The 14,088-nt window shown below is 74.1% G+C and carries 12 protein-coding genes and 2 tRNA genes; 6 read left to right on the top strand and 8 right to left on the bottom strand.

Translation table 11 applies throughout. The features are described 5' to 3' along the window. Positions 1-117: 117 nt before the first annotated feature. The 4 genes from VKK44_RS04405 to VKK44_RS04390 form a co-directional block, all read right to left on the bottom strand. Positions 118-780: an ATP-dependent Clp protease proteolytic subunit gene (locus VKK44_RS04405; RefSeq protein ID WP_281587072.1), complete on the bottom strand. Its 663-nt coding sequence runs from the start codon at positions 778-780 to the stop codon at positions 118-120. Positions 781-794: 14 nt separating this feature from the next. Further along, entirely contained in the window at positions 795-1,436 is a 642-nt protein-coding gene (locus VKK44_RS04400; protein WP_089158260.1) for an ATP-dependent Clp protease proteolytic subunit, read from the bottom strand. Between the two features lie 174 nt (positions 1,437-1,610). Beyond that, a complete protein-coding gene (tig, locus tag VKK44_RS04395; RefSeq protein ID WP_343445551.1) occupies positions 1,611-2,957 on the bottom strand; it encodes a trigger factor in 1,347 nt (448 codons plus the stop codon). Positions 2,958-3,105: 148 nt separating this feature from the next. Further along, positions 3,106-3,179, bottom strand: a tRNA-Pro gene (locus VKK44_RS04390). A gap of 165 nt (positions 3,180-3,344) precedes the next feature. On the opposite strand from VKK44_RS04390, the gene VKK44_RS04385 reads away from it, so the two are divergent. After that, positions 3,345-3,418, top strand: a tRNA-Gly gene (locus tag VKK44_RS04385). Between the two features lie 23 nt (positions 3,419-3,441). Here VKK44_RS04385 and VKK44_RS04380 read toward each other — a convergent pair. Further along, positions 3,442-4,092 carry an MOSC domain-containing protein gene (locus VKK44_RS04380; RefSeq protein WP_343445550.1) on the bottom strand — a complete coding sequence of 217 codons (651 nt, stop codon included), beginning with the start codon at positions 4,090-4,092 and terminating at the stop codon, positions 3,442-3,444. 130 nt (positions 4,093-4,222) lie between these two features. On the opposite strand from VKK44_RS04380, the gene VKK44_RS04375 reads away from it, so the two are divergent. From VKK44_RS04375 to VKK44_RS04365, 3 genes are all read left to right on the top strand, one after another. Beyond that, the gene (locus tag VKK44_RS04375; protein ID WP_343445549.1) at positions 4,223-7,135 is read left to right on the top strand and encodes an Hsp70 family protein; all 2,913 of its coding nucleotides are present in this window, start codon (positions 4,223-4,225) and stop codon (positions 7,133-7,135) included. 113 nt (positions 7,136-7,248) lie between these two features. Next, positions 7,249-9,354 carry a M14 family zinc carboxypeptidase gene (locus tag VKK44_RS04370; RefSeq protein ID WP_343445548.1) on the top strand — a complete coding sequence of 702 codons (2,106 nt, stop codon included), beginning with the start codon at positions 7,249-7,251 and terminating at the stop codon, positions 9,352-9,354. 75 nt (positions 9,355-9,429) lie between these two features. Beyond that, on the top strand, positions 9,430-9,681 hold the full coding sequence (locus VKK44_RS04365) for a hypothetical protein (protein WP_343445547.1): 252 nt from the start codon (positions 9,430-9,432) through the stop codon (positions 9,679-9,681). Positions 9,682-9,832: 151 nt separating this feature from the next. On the opposite strand, the gene VKK44_RS04360 is transcribed toward VKK44_RS04365, so the two are convergent. Then, entirely contained in the window at positions 9,833-10,372 is a 540-nt protein-coding gene (locus VKK44_RS04360) for a hypothetical protein (protein ID WP_343445546.1), read from the bottom strand. A 99-nt stretch (positions 10,373-10,471) separates the two neighbouring features. On the opposite strand from VKK44_RS04360, the gene VKK44_RS04355 reads away from it, so the two are divergent. Continuing rightward, complete coding sequence (locus VKK44_RS04355) at positions 10,472-11,692, top strand: GNAT family N-acetyltransferase (RefSeq protein ID WP_343445545.1); 1,221 nt, start codon at positions 10,472-10,474, stop codon at positions 11,690-11,692. Positions 11,693-11,848: 156 nt separating this feature from the next. Next, complete coding sequence (locus VKK44_RS04350) at positions 11,849-12,283, top strand: hypothetical protein (protein WP_343445544.1); 435 nt, start codon at positions 11,849-11,851, stop codon at positions 12,281-12,283. Between the two features lie 35 nt (positions 12,284-12,318). On the opposite strand, the gene VKK44_RS04345 is transcribed toward VKK44_RS04350, so the two are convergent. Further along, complete coding sequence (locus VKK44_RS04345; RefSeq protein WP_343445543.1) at positions 12,319-12,789, bottom strand: ribose-5-phosphate isomerase; 471 nt, start codon at positions 12,787-12,789, stop codon at positions 12,319-12,321. Positions 12,790-12,865: 76 nt separating this feature from the next. Further along, entirely contained in the window at positions 12,866-14,065 is a 1,200-nt protein-coding gene (locus tag VKK44_RS04340; RefSeq protein ID WP_343445542.1) for a DUF1015 family protein, read from the bottom strand. Between the last annotated feature and the right edge of the window lie 23 nt (positions 14,066-14,088).

Genomic DNA, 14,088 nt, shown 5'->3' with positions numbered 1-14,088 from the left:
CCCGGAGCGGTACAGACCCGACGTTACCCGGTGGCCGGGTTTTCTCCGACCCCCAAAACGGGTGTGTCAGAGGTCGGTCGGGAACCGCCCCCGGCCGACCTCCGACCCCGTTCGTGCTCAGCCCGCGGCGTGAGTCGCCAGCAGACCCTTCTTGCGGCTGGTCAGGATGGTGTCGACCAGACCGTAGTCCTTGGACTCCTCGGCCGTCATGATCTTGTCACGGTCGATGTCCTTACGGACCTGCTCGATCGGCCGGTTGCAGTGGCGGGACAGCATGTCCTCCAACTGCGTCCGCATCCGCAGGATCTCCCGCGCCTGGATCTCGATGTCCGAGCCCTGGCCGTAGCCGCCCTCGGTGGCCGGCTGGTGGATGATGATCCGCGAGTTCGGCAGCGCCATCCGCTTGCCCGGCGTGCCCGCCGCGAGCAGCACCGCCGCCGCGCTGGCCGCCTGCCCGAGGCAGACGGTCTGGATGTCCGGCCGGACGTACTGCATGGTGTCGTAGATCGCCGTCATGGCGGTGAAGGAGCCACCGGGCGAGTTGATGTACATGATGATGTCGCGGTCCGGGTCGGTGCCCTCAAGCGTCAGCAACTGGGCCATCACGTCGTTGGCCGACGCGTCGTCGACCTGGACCCCGAGGAAGATGATCCGGTCCTCGAAGAGCTTGTTGTACGGGTTGGACTCCTTCATCCCGTACGACGTGCGCTCGACGAACGACGGCAGGACGTAGCGGTTGTGCACGGCCGCGAACTGGGGCGGCAGGCTCAGGTCGGTCATCGTCAGCTCCTCGGTCAGCTCAGGGTCCCGGCGCCATCCGGAACCTGCGCGGCCCCGATGATCACCTTGTCGATGAAGCCGTAGTCCATGGCCTCCTGGGCGGTGAACCAGCGGTCACGGTCCGAGTCCGCCTCGATCTGGGCCTGGGACTGGCCGGTGTGGTGCGCGACCCGCTCCTGGAACATCCGCTTGGTGTAGAGCATCTGCTCGGCCTGGATCGCGATGTCCGACGCGGTGCCGCCGAGGCCACCCGAGGGCTGGTGCATCATGATCCGCGCGTGCGGCAGGGCGTAGCGCTTGCCCTTGGTGCCGGCGCAGAGCAGCAGCTGACCCATCGAGGCGGCCATGCCCATGGCCACGGTCGACACGTCGTTGTCGATGTACTGCATGGTGTCGTAGATCGCCATGCCGGAGTAGACCGAGCCACCCGGCGAGTTGATCCAGAGGAAGATGTCGCGGTCCGGGTCCTCCGCGGCGAGCAGCAGCAGCTGCGCGCAGATGCGGTTGGCCACCTGGTCGTTCACCTCGCTGCCCAGGAAGATGATGCGTTCCTTGAGCAACCGGTTGTAGACCGAGTCGTCGAGGTTGCCAATGGAGTCGCCACCGCGGGCCTCGATCGCCCGGAGCGACTTCTTGGGGATGTGCATGTCGGTCATGGCAGCCCTTCGCTCTCCGTACCGTCCTGTCCGACACTAACCGCTCGCCCTACGGGCGTACTCCCGGTCGGGGCACTGTTCGCTCTCAGCGCAGTCACCCGCTCGGCGTACCCCGGAAAGGGTTTCGGCCGCCGCCCGGCGCGCAGCGCGGGACGGCGGCCGTCACCGGAACGGTCAGTGCTGGTGGTCGTGCTCGGCCTCGTTCTGGGCCCGCAGCGCGTCGAGGGAGACCTCGTTGCCCGCCGCGTCCTTGATCTTGATCTTCTCCATCACCGCGGCCAGCGCCTTGCCCCGGCGGACGTCGCCGAAGACGGCCGCGGCGGCGCCGGAGCGGGCGAGCTGGTCGTAGTACTGCTGCGGGGCCATGCCGGCGCGCTGCGCCCGGTGCACGATCTCGTGGCCGAACTCGTCGTCGGAGACCTGCACGTCCTCGGCGTCGGCGAGCGTGTCCAGCAGCAGCTGGATCTTGACACCGTCGGTCGCCGCCTCGGTCAGCTCGGCGTCGATCTGCTCCTCGGTCTTCTCCTCCGCGGCGAGGTACTCCTCCAGGGAGGCGCCGATGCGCTCGAGCTGGTCGACCATCGCGGCCTTGCGGCTCTCGACCTCCTCCTTGACGACGCCCTCCGGCGCCGGCACCTCGGCGGCGGCCACCATCTGCTCCAGGGCCTTGTCGCGGGCGGCGTAGATCTGCTCGACCTGCTTGCCGCGGGTGACCCGCTCGCGCAGGTCGCCGCGCAGCTCCTCGATGGTGTCGAACTCGCTGGCCATCTGCGCGAAGTCGTCGTCGAGCTCGGGGAGCTCCTTCTCCTTCACCGTGCGGACGGTCACCGCCACCTCGGCGTCCCGGCCGGCGAAGTCGCCGCCGACGAGCTGGGTGGTGAAGGTGGTGCTGTCGCCGGCGGCCAGGCCGACCAGCGCCTCGTCCAGCCCCGGCAGGAGCTGCTTGCTGCCGACCTCGTGCGAGATGTTGCTCGCCGAACCGCCGGGGACGTCCTCGCCGTCGACGGTCGCGTTCAGGTCGATCTGGACGAAGTCGCCGTCCTGGGCGGCGCGCTCCACCGTCTTCAGCGTGGCGAACCGCTCGCGCAGGCTGCTGACCTGCTCGTCGATCTCGCTGTCGGCGATCTCGATCTCGTCGACGGTCACCTCGATGGTGGCCGGGTCCGGCAGGGTGATCTCCGGACGGACGTCGACCTCGGCGGTGAAGTTGAGCGAGTCACCGTCGTTGAACTCGGTGATGTCGACCTCCGGACGGCCGAGCGTCTTGAGGTCGTGCTCCCGGACCGCGGCGAGGATGTTCTGCGGGATGGCCTCCTGGATCGCCTCGTTGAGGACGGTCCCCCGGCCCACCCGCTGGTCGATCACGGCGCTGGGAACCTTGCCCCGGCGGAAGCCGGGAACCTGGACCTGCTGCCCGATCTCCCGGTACGCCTTCTTGAGGCTCGGCTCGAGCTCGACGAACGGCACCTCGATGGCGAGCCGCACGCGCGTCGGGCTCAGAGTCTCGACGGTGCTCTTCACAGGCGTACTCCTTGACGGATCTGGGTGTCGATTCTGGGGCGTGATTGCGCGCATCGAGTGTAGGCGAGTCGGCCTGCGGCATCGGCAGGGCCCGGGTACCGCGCGGAGAAACCGGCGGTTCCCGGGACGATCCGGTCGCGAACGACAGTCGGGGTGGCGGGATTTGAACCCACGGCCCCTCGCTCCCAAAGCGAGTGCGCTACCAAGCTGCGCCACACCCCGTGGCGACAAAGAGTGTATGCCGTCCGGGCCCTCCCACGGGTGACCGGGGCACACATGCCGGCCTTGCGTGGATCTTGCGGCCCGCTGGCGCCGGCCGGGTGGGATGCGCGTGCGGTGCGGGGATTCGGTACGCTGTCGCATGCGCCCCGCCGACGCGGGACGCTCGCGGGCGTAGCTCAATGGTAGAGCTTCAGTCTTCCAAACTGACTACGCGGGTTCGATTCCCGTCGCCCGCTCCACCGCTCCACCGCCCGACCGGCGCTCAGCCGCCGAGTCGTCTCCGGATCTGTTCCGCGTCCGCCGCCGGCAGCGCGTCGGCCACCAACACCCGGGGCAACAGGTCCGGCTCCGTCGTCACGGCGCGGAACAGGAACGCCACCGTCACCTCGTGGTCGGGCCGGTGCACGACCTCCACCGGGTCGCCGGCCCGGACCGCGCCCGGCTCGACCACCCGCAGGTACGCGCCCGGCACCGCGGCCCGGGTGAACCGCTTGATCCAGCCCTGCTCACCCAGCCAGCCCTGGAACGTGCCGCACGGGATGCGCGCGCAGGAGACCTCCAGGAGGAGGCCCGACCCGATCCGCCACCGCTCACCGACCAGCGCGCCGGTCACGTCCACGCCGGTGGTGGTCAGGTTCTCGCCGAAGCTGCCGTTGCCCAGCGGCCGGCCCAGCTCGGCCTGCCAGCGGTCCAGATCCTCCCGGGCGTACGCGTAGACCGCCTGGTCGGTGCCGCCGTGGTGGGCCACGTCGTAGACCCGGTCGCCGGCCAGGCCGACCTCCCCGGCGCCCTTGGGGCCGGGCGCGCTGACCGCGACCGGGCCGTCGACGGGGCGCTTGTCGATGCCGGTCGCCCCGAGCCCCTTCCAGGGGTTGGGTCGGGGCCGGCCCACGTTCACGGAGAGCACCTTCATGGCGGCGACGGTAGGCGCTGACCGTCCGTCCGGGCCACCCCATTCCCCGTACCGGGCGAGGGTCGGGGCGGCGCGGGCTGCGTACGATGCGGGGCCGGACGTGCCCCTCGTCGGGTGGAGGTAGTGACGGATGTCAGGCCAGCAGGACGGTTTCGCCCTCGGCGTGGACCTCGGCACGTCGAACACCGTGGCGGTGCTGCGCCGGCCGGACGGGACCACCCGGCCGCTGCTGGTGGACGGCCAGCCGATCCTGCCGTCCGGCGTGTACGCCGACACCGCCGGCCACCTGCACGTCGGGCGGGACGCCCAGCGCCTGGCCCAGGCCGACCCGGCCGGCTACGAGCCGAACCCGAAGCGTCGGGTCGACGAGGAGATTGTCGAGCTGGGCGGGCGGGCGTACCGGCCGGCGGAGCTGCTGGCCACGGCGCTGCGGGCGGTCGCGGACGCCGCGGTGGCCGCGGTCGGCCTGCTGCCCCCGGCGGTGGTGACGCACCCGGCGGCCTGGACGGCGCCCCGGCGGCAGGTGCTGCACGACGCGCTGGAACTGGCCGGCTGGCCGGCCGCGGCCGAGCACACGCTCGCCGGACCGATCGCGCCCGGCACCCGCCTGCTGCGCGAGCCGGTGGCCGCGGCCCGCTACCACACCCAGGTGCTGCGCCGGCCGGTGCCGGTGGGCGGCGCGGTCGCGGTGTTCGACTTCGGCGGCGGCACGCTCGACGTGGCGGTGCTGCGCAACGAGGGCGCCGACCCGTGGGGCGACTCGGGCTTCCAGCTGATCGCCACCGGCGGGATCGCCGACCTGGGCGGTCTCGACCTCGACGCGGCCCTGCTCGGACGGCTCGGCGAGCTGGTGCGCCCGGCCCACCCCGGGCGGTGGGCCCGGCTGACCGACCCGACGACCACCGCCGACCGGCGGGACCGGCAGCAGCTCTGGGACAACGTGCGCGGGGCCAAGGAGATGCTCTCCCGGGTCATGGTCGCGCCGGTGGCCGTGCCGGGGGTGGAGGCGGCCGTGCCGCTGACCCGGGAGGACTTCGAGCGGCTCGCCGCGCCGCTGCTCGCCCGCGCGGTCGCCGAGACCCGGCAGGTGACCGCCGCCGCCGGGTTGCGGCCCGAACAGCTGTCCGGCCTGTTCCTGGTCGGCGGGTCCACCCGGATTCCGCTGGTGGCCCGGCTGCTCCACGCCGAGCTGGGCATCGCGCCGACCGTGCTGGAGCAGCCGGAACTCCCGGTGGCCGAGGGAGCGCTGACCGATCTGCCGCTGCCCCGCCGGGCCGGTCGGCCCGGCGCCCGGCCGGCACCCGGGAGCCCCGCCGCCCCGCCGGTGGGGGCGGAGGCGCCGGGCGCGACCGTGGCGCCCGCGACGCCCGGCCCGACCAGGGAGGACCGGGCCGCGACCGTCGGCGCGGCGACCACCGTCGCCGGCCCGCCCGCCGACGCGGCGACCACCGCGCCCGGCGGTCCGCACGGCACGCTGGTCGCCGACGTGGCCGGCCCCACCCTCCCGGGGTACGCCCCGACCGCGACGCCTCCCGGTCGGCACGCGCCGGCGTACGCCGGGAGCGGCGTACCCCCCGCGCCGCCGCCCGGACACCCGGCGTCGACGTACGCCGCTCCCGGCGTACCCCCGGGTTGGGCGCCCCCGACGGGTGGTCCGCCGATCCCCGCCCCGGCGGACGGCGCGTCGCCCGGCGGCGGCCGGCGGGGCCGGTGGCTCGCGCTGGGCGCCGCGGTCGCGGTGGTCGGCGTGGCGGCGGCGACGCTGCTCTGGGTGTTCCGGGACCGGCACCCGGCGCTCGACTTCCACCCGCCGGTGCTGGTCGAGGCCGTGGCGGTGGGCGACGACCGGCCGGGCGAGATGTTCACCGCGACGCTTGCCGACCGCGCCTACCTGGCCTGGTCGCGACCCGACGACCGGCTGAACGTGGTCGCGGTGGACGCCGCCACCGGCCGGCGGATCTGGGAGAAGCAGACCCGGGTGAGCGCGGACCGGTGGGCGGGGATCCGGGCGCTGCCGGACGGGGTGGCGGTGGTGGCCGACGGGTCCGGCACCAGCACCCCCCGACCGTTCGCGGTGCTCGACGACGACTCGGGCGACCAGCGGTGGGAGGTGAGCATCCAGGGCGACGACCAGATCTTCCTCGGCGTCGACACGGTGGTCCGGCTGGACCGTGCCGGCAACCGCCTGGTCGGGTTGCGGCTCGACAACGGCCGGCAGCGGTGGGCGCGGGACAACCCGCGCACCGAGTACGGCGACGCCCGGACCGTGGTGCTGCCGGTCGCCACCGGGGAGGCGCTCGACGGCGCGGCGTACCCGGACGGCTCGCCCCGCGCACCGTGGTCGGGCGGGGCCGACCGGTTGGTCCAGGTGGGCGCGGACCGGTCGGTGCGGGTGGTGGCCATGGGCGACGGGAAGATCCTGCGCAGCCGGGGCAACGTGGCCGACCTGGACGACCCGGTGGCCGCCCGGGACGACCGGCTGTACGTGGCGGAGAGCGACCGGGGGCTGCGGCTGGTCTCCTACGACCTCGGCACTCTCGGCACGCCGGACGTGCGGTACGAGGCGACGGAGCAGGACAGCCGGGCGCGGGCGCTGGTCACCTGCGGTGAGCATCGCGCCTGCCTGCTGGAGGTGCCGAGCGCGGGCGCCGACGGCACCCGGGTGGTGACCGTGGCCGACGGCGAGGACAGCCGGCGCTGGCCGGCCCCCCGGGCGCAGCGGCTGGTCCCGCTCGGCGACCACCTGCTGGCCGCGTGGGACACGCCTCGGGACGCGGTGACGGTGTTCGCCCCGGACGGCAAGCCGGTGCTGCGCGACCGGGACGGGGTGGCGGTCCGGCTGGACGCCGGCAACCTGCTGCTCTTCGGCAAGGCGCCGAGCGGCTACGAGGACGACCGGGTGCTCGCCGGGCTGGCGGTGGACGGAAAGCCGGTCGAGATGGGCGACGTGAAGCAGATCCGCAGCGAGTCGTGCTCCTGGAACACCGAGGTGCTGGTGTGCGGCGCGGAGAAGGAGTTCCGGCTGTACCGGTTCGCCGGCTGACCGAAACGACCCGCGCGACCGGCGCGACCGGCGCGACCGAAAGTGAGCTTGACAGCCGTCGATGCCTCGACTGGTCTGGACGTCAGTGAGATCGACGTCCGTCAGGAGGCACCTTGTTCGTCCGACGACGGTGGACCGCACTCGCCACCACCAGCATCCTGATCACCGCCGCCCTGTCCCACCCCGGTCCCGGCGTGGCCGCGCCGGCCGCACCCGCGATCACCCTCGCCTCCACCGAGACCGCTCTGGTCCGGGTGCGGCTGGCCGACGAGGCGCAGCTCGCCCGCCTGGTCGCCGGCGGCGCCGACCTGGCCAACCGACCCCGCTCCCGCGACGGCCACCCGGTCGCCGACCTCGTTCTCACCGGTCGGCAGCTCGCCGACCTCACCCGGCAGGGGGCGGACGCGCTCCAGGTGGTGCAACGCGCCGACGACGGCGCCCGGCGGCTCGCCGAGAGCACCCGCGCCGCGCAGGCCCGTACCCGCGCCGGGCTGCGTGCCGCCGACGGGACCGACACGCTCCAGTTCCTCCAGGCGTACTGGTGGACCACCGGCGGGAAGACGTTCCTCCAGGCCCAGGTGGCCACCACCGCCACCGACGACCCGGACGTGGAGATCACGGTGAGCTGGCGGACGGCGGACGGGGCCACCGGCTCCTTCCCGCTGTACCGGTTCGAGGACTCGGGTGAGTACCAGTACCACTACGCGCTGCCGCAGCCGGTGCCCGGCCGGCCGGTGCAGCTCACCGCCACCTCCAGCCTGGGCGGGACGAGTCGGCCGGTCACCCCCGCGCTCTGGCTGGACGCCGCCCCGCCGCCGCAGCCGGCCGGCTACCAGAAGGACTTCATCGACGCCTACCTGACGCCTGTCGACATCAAGGCGCGGATCGCCCGGCTCGGCCGCCAGTACCGCGACCTGGTCGACGTCATCGACCTGCCGAACCGCACCCAGGGCTACCGCCGCACCGCCGCCGGGTACCTCGGCGACCCGGCCGCCGCCGCGGTGGTCGTCGAGTCGGTCCGCTTCGGCGACCAGGGCATGAACGGGGTGCAGGCGCGCACCGTCGACCCGGGCCGGGCCGGCCGGCCGCTGACCGTCCGGTACCGGGACCGGGTGCTCACGGTCTCGCTGGCCACCGACGCCGCCGGCAAGGTCACCAGCAGCACCGACGACGTCGCCGCCGCGATCAACGCGCGGCAGGGCAGCCGCTTCCGGGCCACCGTGGAGGACGGCTCGGCCGGGCTGCCGATGCCGGTGGCCGGCCCGGTACGCCTCGACGACGGACTCCAGGGCACCGAGGTGCCGGCCCACCCGTGGACCGTGCAGGCGCTGCGGATCGGCAAGCACCGGGACGGCTCCCGCGTCGGGGTGCTCGCGTACTCGCAGGAACACGCCCGGGAGTGGGCGACGCCACTGGTCACGCTGGAGTTCGCGGAGCGGCTGCTGGCCAACGCCCGCACCGACGCGGCGACCCGGCAACTGCTGGAGCAGGTGGACGTGTTCGTGATCCCGACCGTGAACCCGGACGGCGCGAACTACTCGTTCCACGACTACAACCTCCAGCGCAAGAACCTGGTCAACCACTGCACCGGCGCCGCCCGCGACCCCGGGTACCGCACCAGTTGGGGGGTGGACGTCAACCGCAACTACACGGTCGGGTCGCTGTTCGACGGGTACGTGGGCGCCAGCGCCAACTGCCTGTCCGGCAACTACGCGGGCACCGCCGAGCTGTCCGAGGCGGAGAGCCGCAACGTGATCGACCTGGCCCGGGCGCACCCGAACATCAGGTTCGCGATGAACGTGCACTCCTACGGCGGCTACTTCATGTGGCCGCCCGGCGCGTACCGGGCGGACGGCCGGGTGACGCTGCCGCGCCCGTCGATCGACGAGTCGACGCTGTTCCTGGCCAGCGCGCGCCGCATCGTCGGGGCCATCGCCACCGAGCGCGGCACGGTCACCTGGCCGTCACAGACCGGCCCGGTCGCGGACGTGCTCTACTCGGCGGCCGGCAACTCGGCCGACCAGCTCTACTACGAGCTGGGCATCTTCGCCTGGGACTTCGAGGTCGGCAACGACAGGTGGAACGAGGCCACCGGGCAGTGGGAGGGCGTCGGCTTCCAGCCACCCTTCGACGAGGCGCACGGCGAGTCCCAGGAGTACGCCGGCGGCCTGGTGGAACTGGTCCGGGTGGCCCGCGACTACGCGGCCGGCGCACGGTGACCCGGGCGGTCCCCGGCCGGCACGTCGGCCGGGGACCGCGGTTTCCGGCCCCCCGGGCGCGGGTAGGGCGGCCACATGGAGACGAACACGAAGGCGTACCTGGTGGGCGGGCCCAAGGACGGCAGCAGCCAGGACGCGGTTGACCAGGCCCTGGTGGAGATCGAGATCGACGGCATGATCCACCGCTACATCCGGACCACGCAGCAGCACGGCGACGACGGGGTGGTCTACAACTACGACGGCATGGTGGCGCCCGGTGGGGGCGAGCCGGGTGTCGAGGACCCCGCCGCGCGGGTCGCCTCGCCGAAGGCCGACGCCGGGGAGTGAGCCTCAGCCCAACGGGCGACGGATGAACCGGACCGGGCGGGGTAATGCGAGCGCCGTCCTGGTGGAGTGACGGCCGGCGTCGCGGCGTACCGCGACCGGGGCCCGGGCGGGCGGCGGCTTCCGACGCCGACCCGCCCGCGCGTCCCGGACGTCAGTTGCCGGTGACCCAGTTCCAGGCCGAGACCACCCACTCGGTCTGCTGGAGGTAGGCCACCCCGACGCCGGCCAGGAACAACGCCGTGATCATGTGCGCGCCCCGCGCGCTGCGGCGCACCCGACCGAGCTGCCGCTCCAGGATCAGCCGGCCGAGCAGCCGGGCCAGCGCGAACAGGCCGACCGCGGTGAGCAGGCTGAGCACGAACGTGAGCAGCGGGGCGACCAGGTTGCCCCGGCCGGAGATCGCCCAGATGCCCCAGCAGACGAACGTGAACAGGGCGCCGGCCGCGCTCCACTCCCCGCCCCGGCGGGCCTGCGCGAGGTGCCAGCTCATCGACCGGCGCGGCGCCGGCGCGTCGGCCCAGTCGCCGGACACCCCCTGCTCGACGGTGGGGAACTGCTCGGTCCGGGGCGTACGCGGCCGGCCGACCGCCGCCACCCCGCGCTGGAACGCGTCCCGCTGGGAGGGCACCACCCCCGGTCGGGGCGGCACCTCCACGGTGCGCTCCGCCCACGGCTGTGTCTGGTCCGCCATGCCTCGTCCTCCCCCTCGACCGACGTCCGCCTCGTAGTCGAGGGTAGCCACCCGGCAAATAGGGTGCCGACCCCGAGGGCGATGGGGTACACACGTGCGATGAGCGACGCGGTGGTGCCCCGGGCCGACGACTTCGACGAGATCGCCGCCTTCCTGGCGTTCGCCTTCCACGGCGACCTCGACCCCGAGGTGCAGGAGGTCGAGCGCCCGATCTTCGAGCCGGAACGGTCCCTGCTGGTCCGCGACGGTCAGACGGTGGTCGCGCACGCCGCCGCGTTCAGCCGCGAGCTGGCCGTGCCGGGCGGGAGCGTGCCGGCCGCGCACGTGAGCATGGTGGCGGTCGCCCCGACGCACCGCCGTCGCGGCCTGCTCACCGGGCTGATGCGCCGGCAGTTGCGCGAGGTCCGCGACGCCGGCCGGGAGCCGGTCGCGGTGCTCTGGGCCAGCGAGGGCCGCATCTATCCCCGCTTCGGCTACGGCTCGGCGGCGCAGCGGCTGATGCTGACCGCGGACACCACCGGGCTGCGGCTGCCCGCCCCGACGCCCGCCGAGGGCACGCTGCGCCTGGACCGGCCGGCCCCGCACGCCGCCGAGTTGGCCCGGCTGTACGAGCGGGCGCGCGCCGACCGGCCCGGCTGGTCCCGGCGGGACGAGCGCTGGTGGGCGTACGTGCTGGCGGACGCGAAGGGGCGACGGGGCGGCGCCACCGAACGGCGGGTGCTGCTGCACGACGGCCCGGACGGGCTCGACGGGTACGCGCTCTACCGGACGAAGGAAGCCTGGATCGGCGACGTCCCCCGGGGCGAGGTGCAGGTCGGCGAGGTGGTGGCCGTCACGCCGGAGGCGTCCCTGGCGCTGTGGCGGCTGCTGCTCTCCGTCGACCTGACCCGGCGGCTGTCGTTCCCCGTCGCCGCCGTGGACGAGCCGCTGCTGCGCCTGGTGGACGAGCCCCGCCAGCTCGCCCCGCAGCTCGCCGACGCGCTCTGGGTGCGGGTGGTGGACGTGCCGGCCGCGCTCGCCGCCCGCCGGTACGCCACCGACGTGGACGTGGTGATCGAGGTCACCGACGAGCTGCTGCCGGAGAACACCGGCCGGTGGCGGCTGGTCGGCGGGCCGGCGGGCGCGGAGTGCACGGCCACCACCGCGCCGGCCGGGCTGGCCTGCGACGTCCGCGCGCTCGGCGAGCTCCATCTGGGCGGCACCACGCCGGCCGCGCTGGCCGCCGCCGGCCGCGTCCGCGAACTGCTCCCGAACACGCTGACCGCCACCGCCCCCGCGTTCACCTGGCACCGCGCCCCGTCCCCCATGGAGACCTTCTGACCCACCCGGCCCCGGCCCGCGTCGGTGATCATGAGGTTGGCGGTGCGGTGTGTCCGGATCGTCCCCGCCGACTTCATGATCGTCCGACGGTGGCCCCGAGGAACCCGGGGTGGTGGACGGGGGGTGGGCGGTGGGGCGGGGCGGTACGGTCGGGGGGTGGGTGAGGCGGAGCGGCGGCGGCGGAGACTGCGGCATCACGGCGAGGCGACCGAGCCGCCGTCGGCCGGGGAGACGAACGCGACCACGGCCGCGGTCGACGACGACGTCATCCCCCGACCGCCCCGCGTCGCCCGACGCGCCGAGCCGGAATCGTCGGAGGACGGCCGCCGGGCGCCGCGCGGCGCCCGACGCGCCGAGCTGGAGCCTTCGGAGCCGCGGGGACGACGCGGCGCCCCGTCCGCCGATGAGGGCGAACGGGGGCTACGCGGTCTCGTCGGTTCGGGGTCGTCGCAGGTGAGCGTCACCGCCGCGCTGCGGGCCCGGGACGCCGCCCGCCCCGGCGAGGACGACCTCGCCGAGGCCGAGGCGCGGGTGGTGCTGGTGCGCCGCAACTGGGTGCCCCGCGAGGACCTGCCGCGCGGCGGACGCTGACCACCGCGTCGGCCGGACCGGCCCGGCCGCACACGTCAGGCCGGCAGCTCCGGCAGCCGGCGGCTCTGCTCGTAGTCGGCCACCTGGGCGATGCGCCGGCTGTGCCGGGGGTTGCCGGAGAACGCCGTGGTCAGGAACGCCTCGACCAGGGCGGTGGCCTCGTCCAGCGTGTGCTGTCGCGCGCCGATCGCGATGACGTTGGCGTCGTTGTGCTCCCGGGACAGCTGGGCGGTGTCGATGTTCCAGGCGAGCGCCGCCCGGACGCCGGCCACCTTGTTCGCGGCGATCTGCTCGCCGTTGCCGGAGCCGCCGATCACCACGCCGAGGCTGCCCGGGTCGCCGACCACCCGGTCGCCGGTGTGCAGGCAGAACGCCGGGTAGTCGTCGTCCGGGTCGAAGGCGTGCGGACCCACGTCCACCACCTCGTAGCCCTGCTTGGCCAGATGGTTGGCCAGGTGCACCTTCAGCTCGAAACCGGCGTGGTCGGATCCCAGATAGACGCGCATACCGCGCAGTCTGACAGGCCCGCCCCCGGGCCGACGCGCGGGCGGCGACCCGGAGGCGGATTCGTCACACGGACGGTCAGCGGGGCAACTCGGCGACCACCAGGCCGGCCCGCGCCTTCGGGGTGAACCAGGTGCTCTTGCGCGGCATCTTCTCCCGGGCCAGGTTGACCGCGACGAAGTCGTCCACGGTCACCGGCGCCACCAGCACGGCCAGCTCGGCCCGGCCGGCGTCGACCTCACCGGTCAGCCAGCTCGCCGGGTAGTCGCCGCCCACGTACGTGATCCGCTTGTCGCCCGGGTCGAGGCCCAGCGCGTCACGCAGCAGCAGCCGCTCGACCAGCGCGTGGTCGAGGTTCTCCAGCCGGCCGGCGCCGACGTGCGGCAGCGTCACCGCGTACCCCCGGCCGGCGAGGTGCAGGTGCACGGCGCCGCCGGTCGCCGGGACGCCGACCGGGCCGTCGGTCGGGGTGACCTCGGCGCCGGCGGCGCGGAGCCGGTCGAGCAGCTCGTCCGGGGTGGTGGTCAGCTCGCTGACCAGCCGGTTGTAGGGCTGGATGGCGACCGACGCGGGCGTGGTGATCACGGAGAGGAAGCGCGGGAAGCCGCCGGTCTGCGCGGCCAGGCTGCGGTGGTTGCCGTCCGCGACCACCAGCTCGCCGCCACCGGCCAGCGCGGTCAGCTCGTCCTGGGCGGGGCCGGGGCCGACCAGCCAGATCGCGTGCGTCCGGCCGGACTGGTCGACGTCGGTCGCGGCGGGCGCGCCGGCCGTCTCGGTCGCCGCCGCGAGCGCCGCGTGCAGCTCGTCGCCGCGCCCGGTCTGGAGCAGGAGTACGGGGGAGAGCAGGTGGCCGACGGCCTCGGCCAACGCGACGCGCTCCCGCACCTTGGCGATGAACACGTCCTCGTTGCGGATCACCAGGCCCGGCTCGTCGGCGCGGGTGGAGATCTGGTCGGTGTCGACCATGGCCCACAGCCCGTACGCGTTCTCCTCCCCCGGCGCGCTGATCCGGTAGAGCACCACCACCTGCTCGGCCGGGGTGTAGCTGCCGTCCGCCTTGGCCTCGGCGAGGCGGGACACCGCGTCGGGGAGCGCGTCGAGAAAGGACTTCCCCAGGCTGCCCGGCGCCCGGTGGGGCATTTCGATGCCCAGGGCACTGTGCGGATTCGCCTCGACGATGGCGGTGATCTCCGCGTCGTCGGCGAACTCGTCGTAGTTCTGCGCGCCGGTGCCGCCAGTGGTGATCCAGGCCCGGGCGATCGGATGCACGACCGTCATGCCCGCTGACGCTACCCGCGCCC

It is taken from the genome of Micromonospora sp. DSM 45708 (assembly GCF_039566955.1).
In the GTDB taxonomy this organism is placed as follows: domain Bacteria; phylum Actinomycetota; class Actinomycetes; order Mycobacteriales; family Micromonosporaceae; genus Micromonospora.
This window is presented reverse-complemented; position numbering and strand designations above follow the sequence as displayed.

What these genes read in the sequence shown, in the direction of transcription:
- VKK44_RS04405 (WP_281587072.1), bottom strand. Translation starts at nt 780, where the DNA reads ATGACCGACCTGAGCCTGCCGCCCCAGTTCGCGGCCGTGCACAACCGC.
- VKK44_RS04400 (WP_089158260.1), bottom strand. Translation starts at nt 1,436, where the DNA reads ATGACCGACATGCACATCCCCAAGAAGTCGCTCCGGGCGATCGAGGCC.
- VKK44_RS04380 (WP_343445550.1), bottom strand. Translation starts at nt 4,092, where the DNA reads ATGAAGGTGCTCTCCGTGAACGTGGGCCGGCCCCGACCCAACCCCTGG.
- VKK44_RS04375 (WP_343445549.1), top strand. Translation starts at nt 4,223, where the DNA reads ATGTCAGGCCAGCAGGACGGTTTCGCCCTCGGCGTGGACCTCGGCACG.
- VKK44_RS04365 (WP_343445547.1), top strand. Translation starts at nt 9,430, where the DNA reads ATGGAGACGAACACGAAGGCGTACCTGGTGGGCGGGCCCAAGGACGGC.
- VKK44_RS04360 (WP_343445546.1), bottom strand. Translation starts at nt 10,372, where the DNA reads ATGGCGGACCAGACACAGCCGTGGGCGGAGCGCACCGTGGAGGTGCCG.
- VKK44_RS04355 (WP_343445545.1), top strand. Translation starts at nt 10,472, where the DNA reads ATGAGCGACGCGGTGGTGCCCCGGGCCGACGACTTCGACGAGATCGCC.
- VKK44_RS04345 (WP_343445543.1), bottom strand. Translation starts at nt 12,789, where the DNA reads ATGCGCGTCTATCTGGGATCCGACCACGCCGGTTTCGAGCTGAAGGTG.
- VKK44_RS04340 (WP_343445542.1), bottom strand. Translation starts at nt 14,065, where the DNA reads ATGACGGTCGTGCATCCGATCGCCCGGGCCTGGATCACCACTGGCGGC.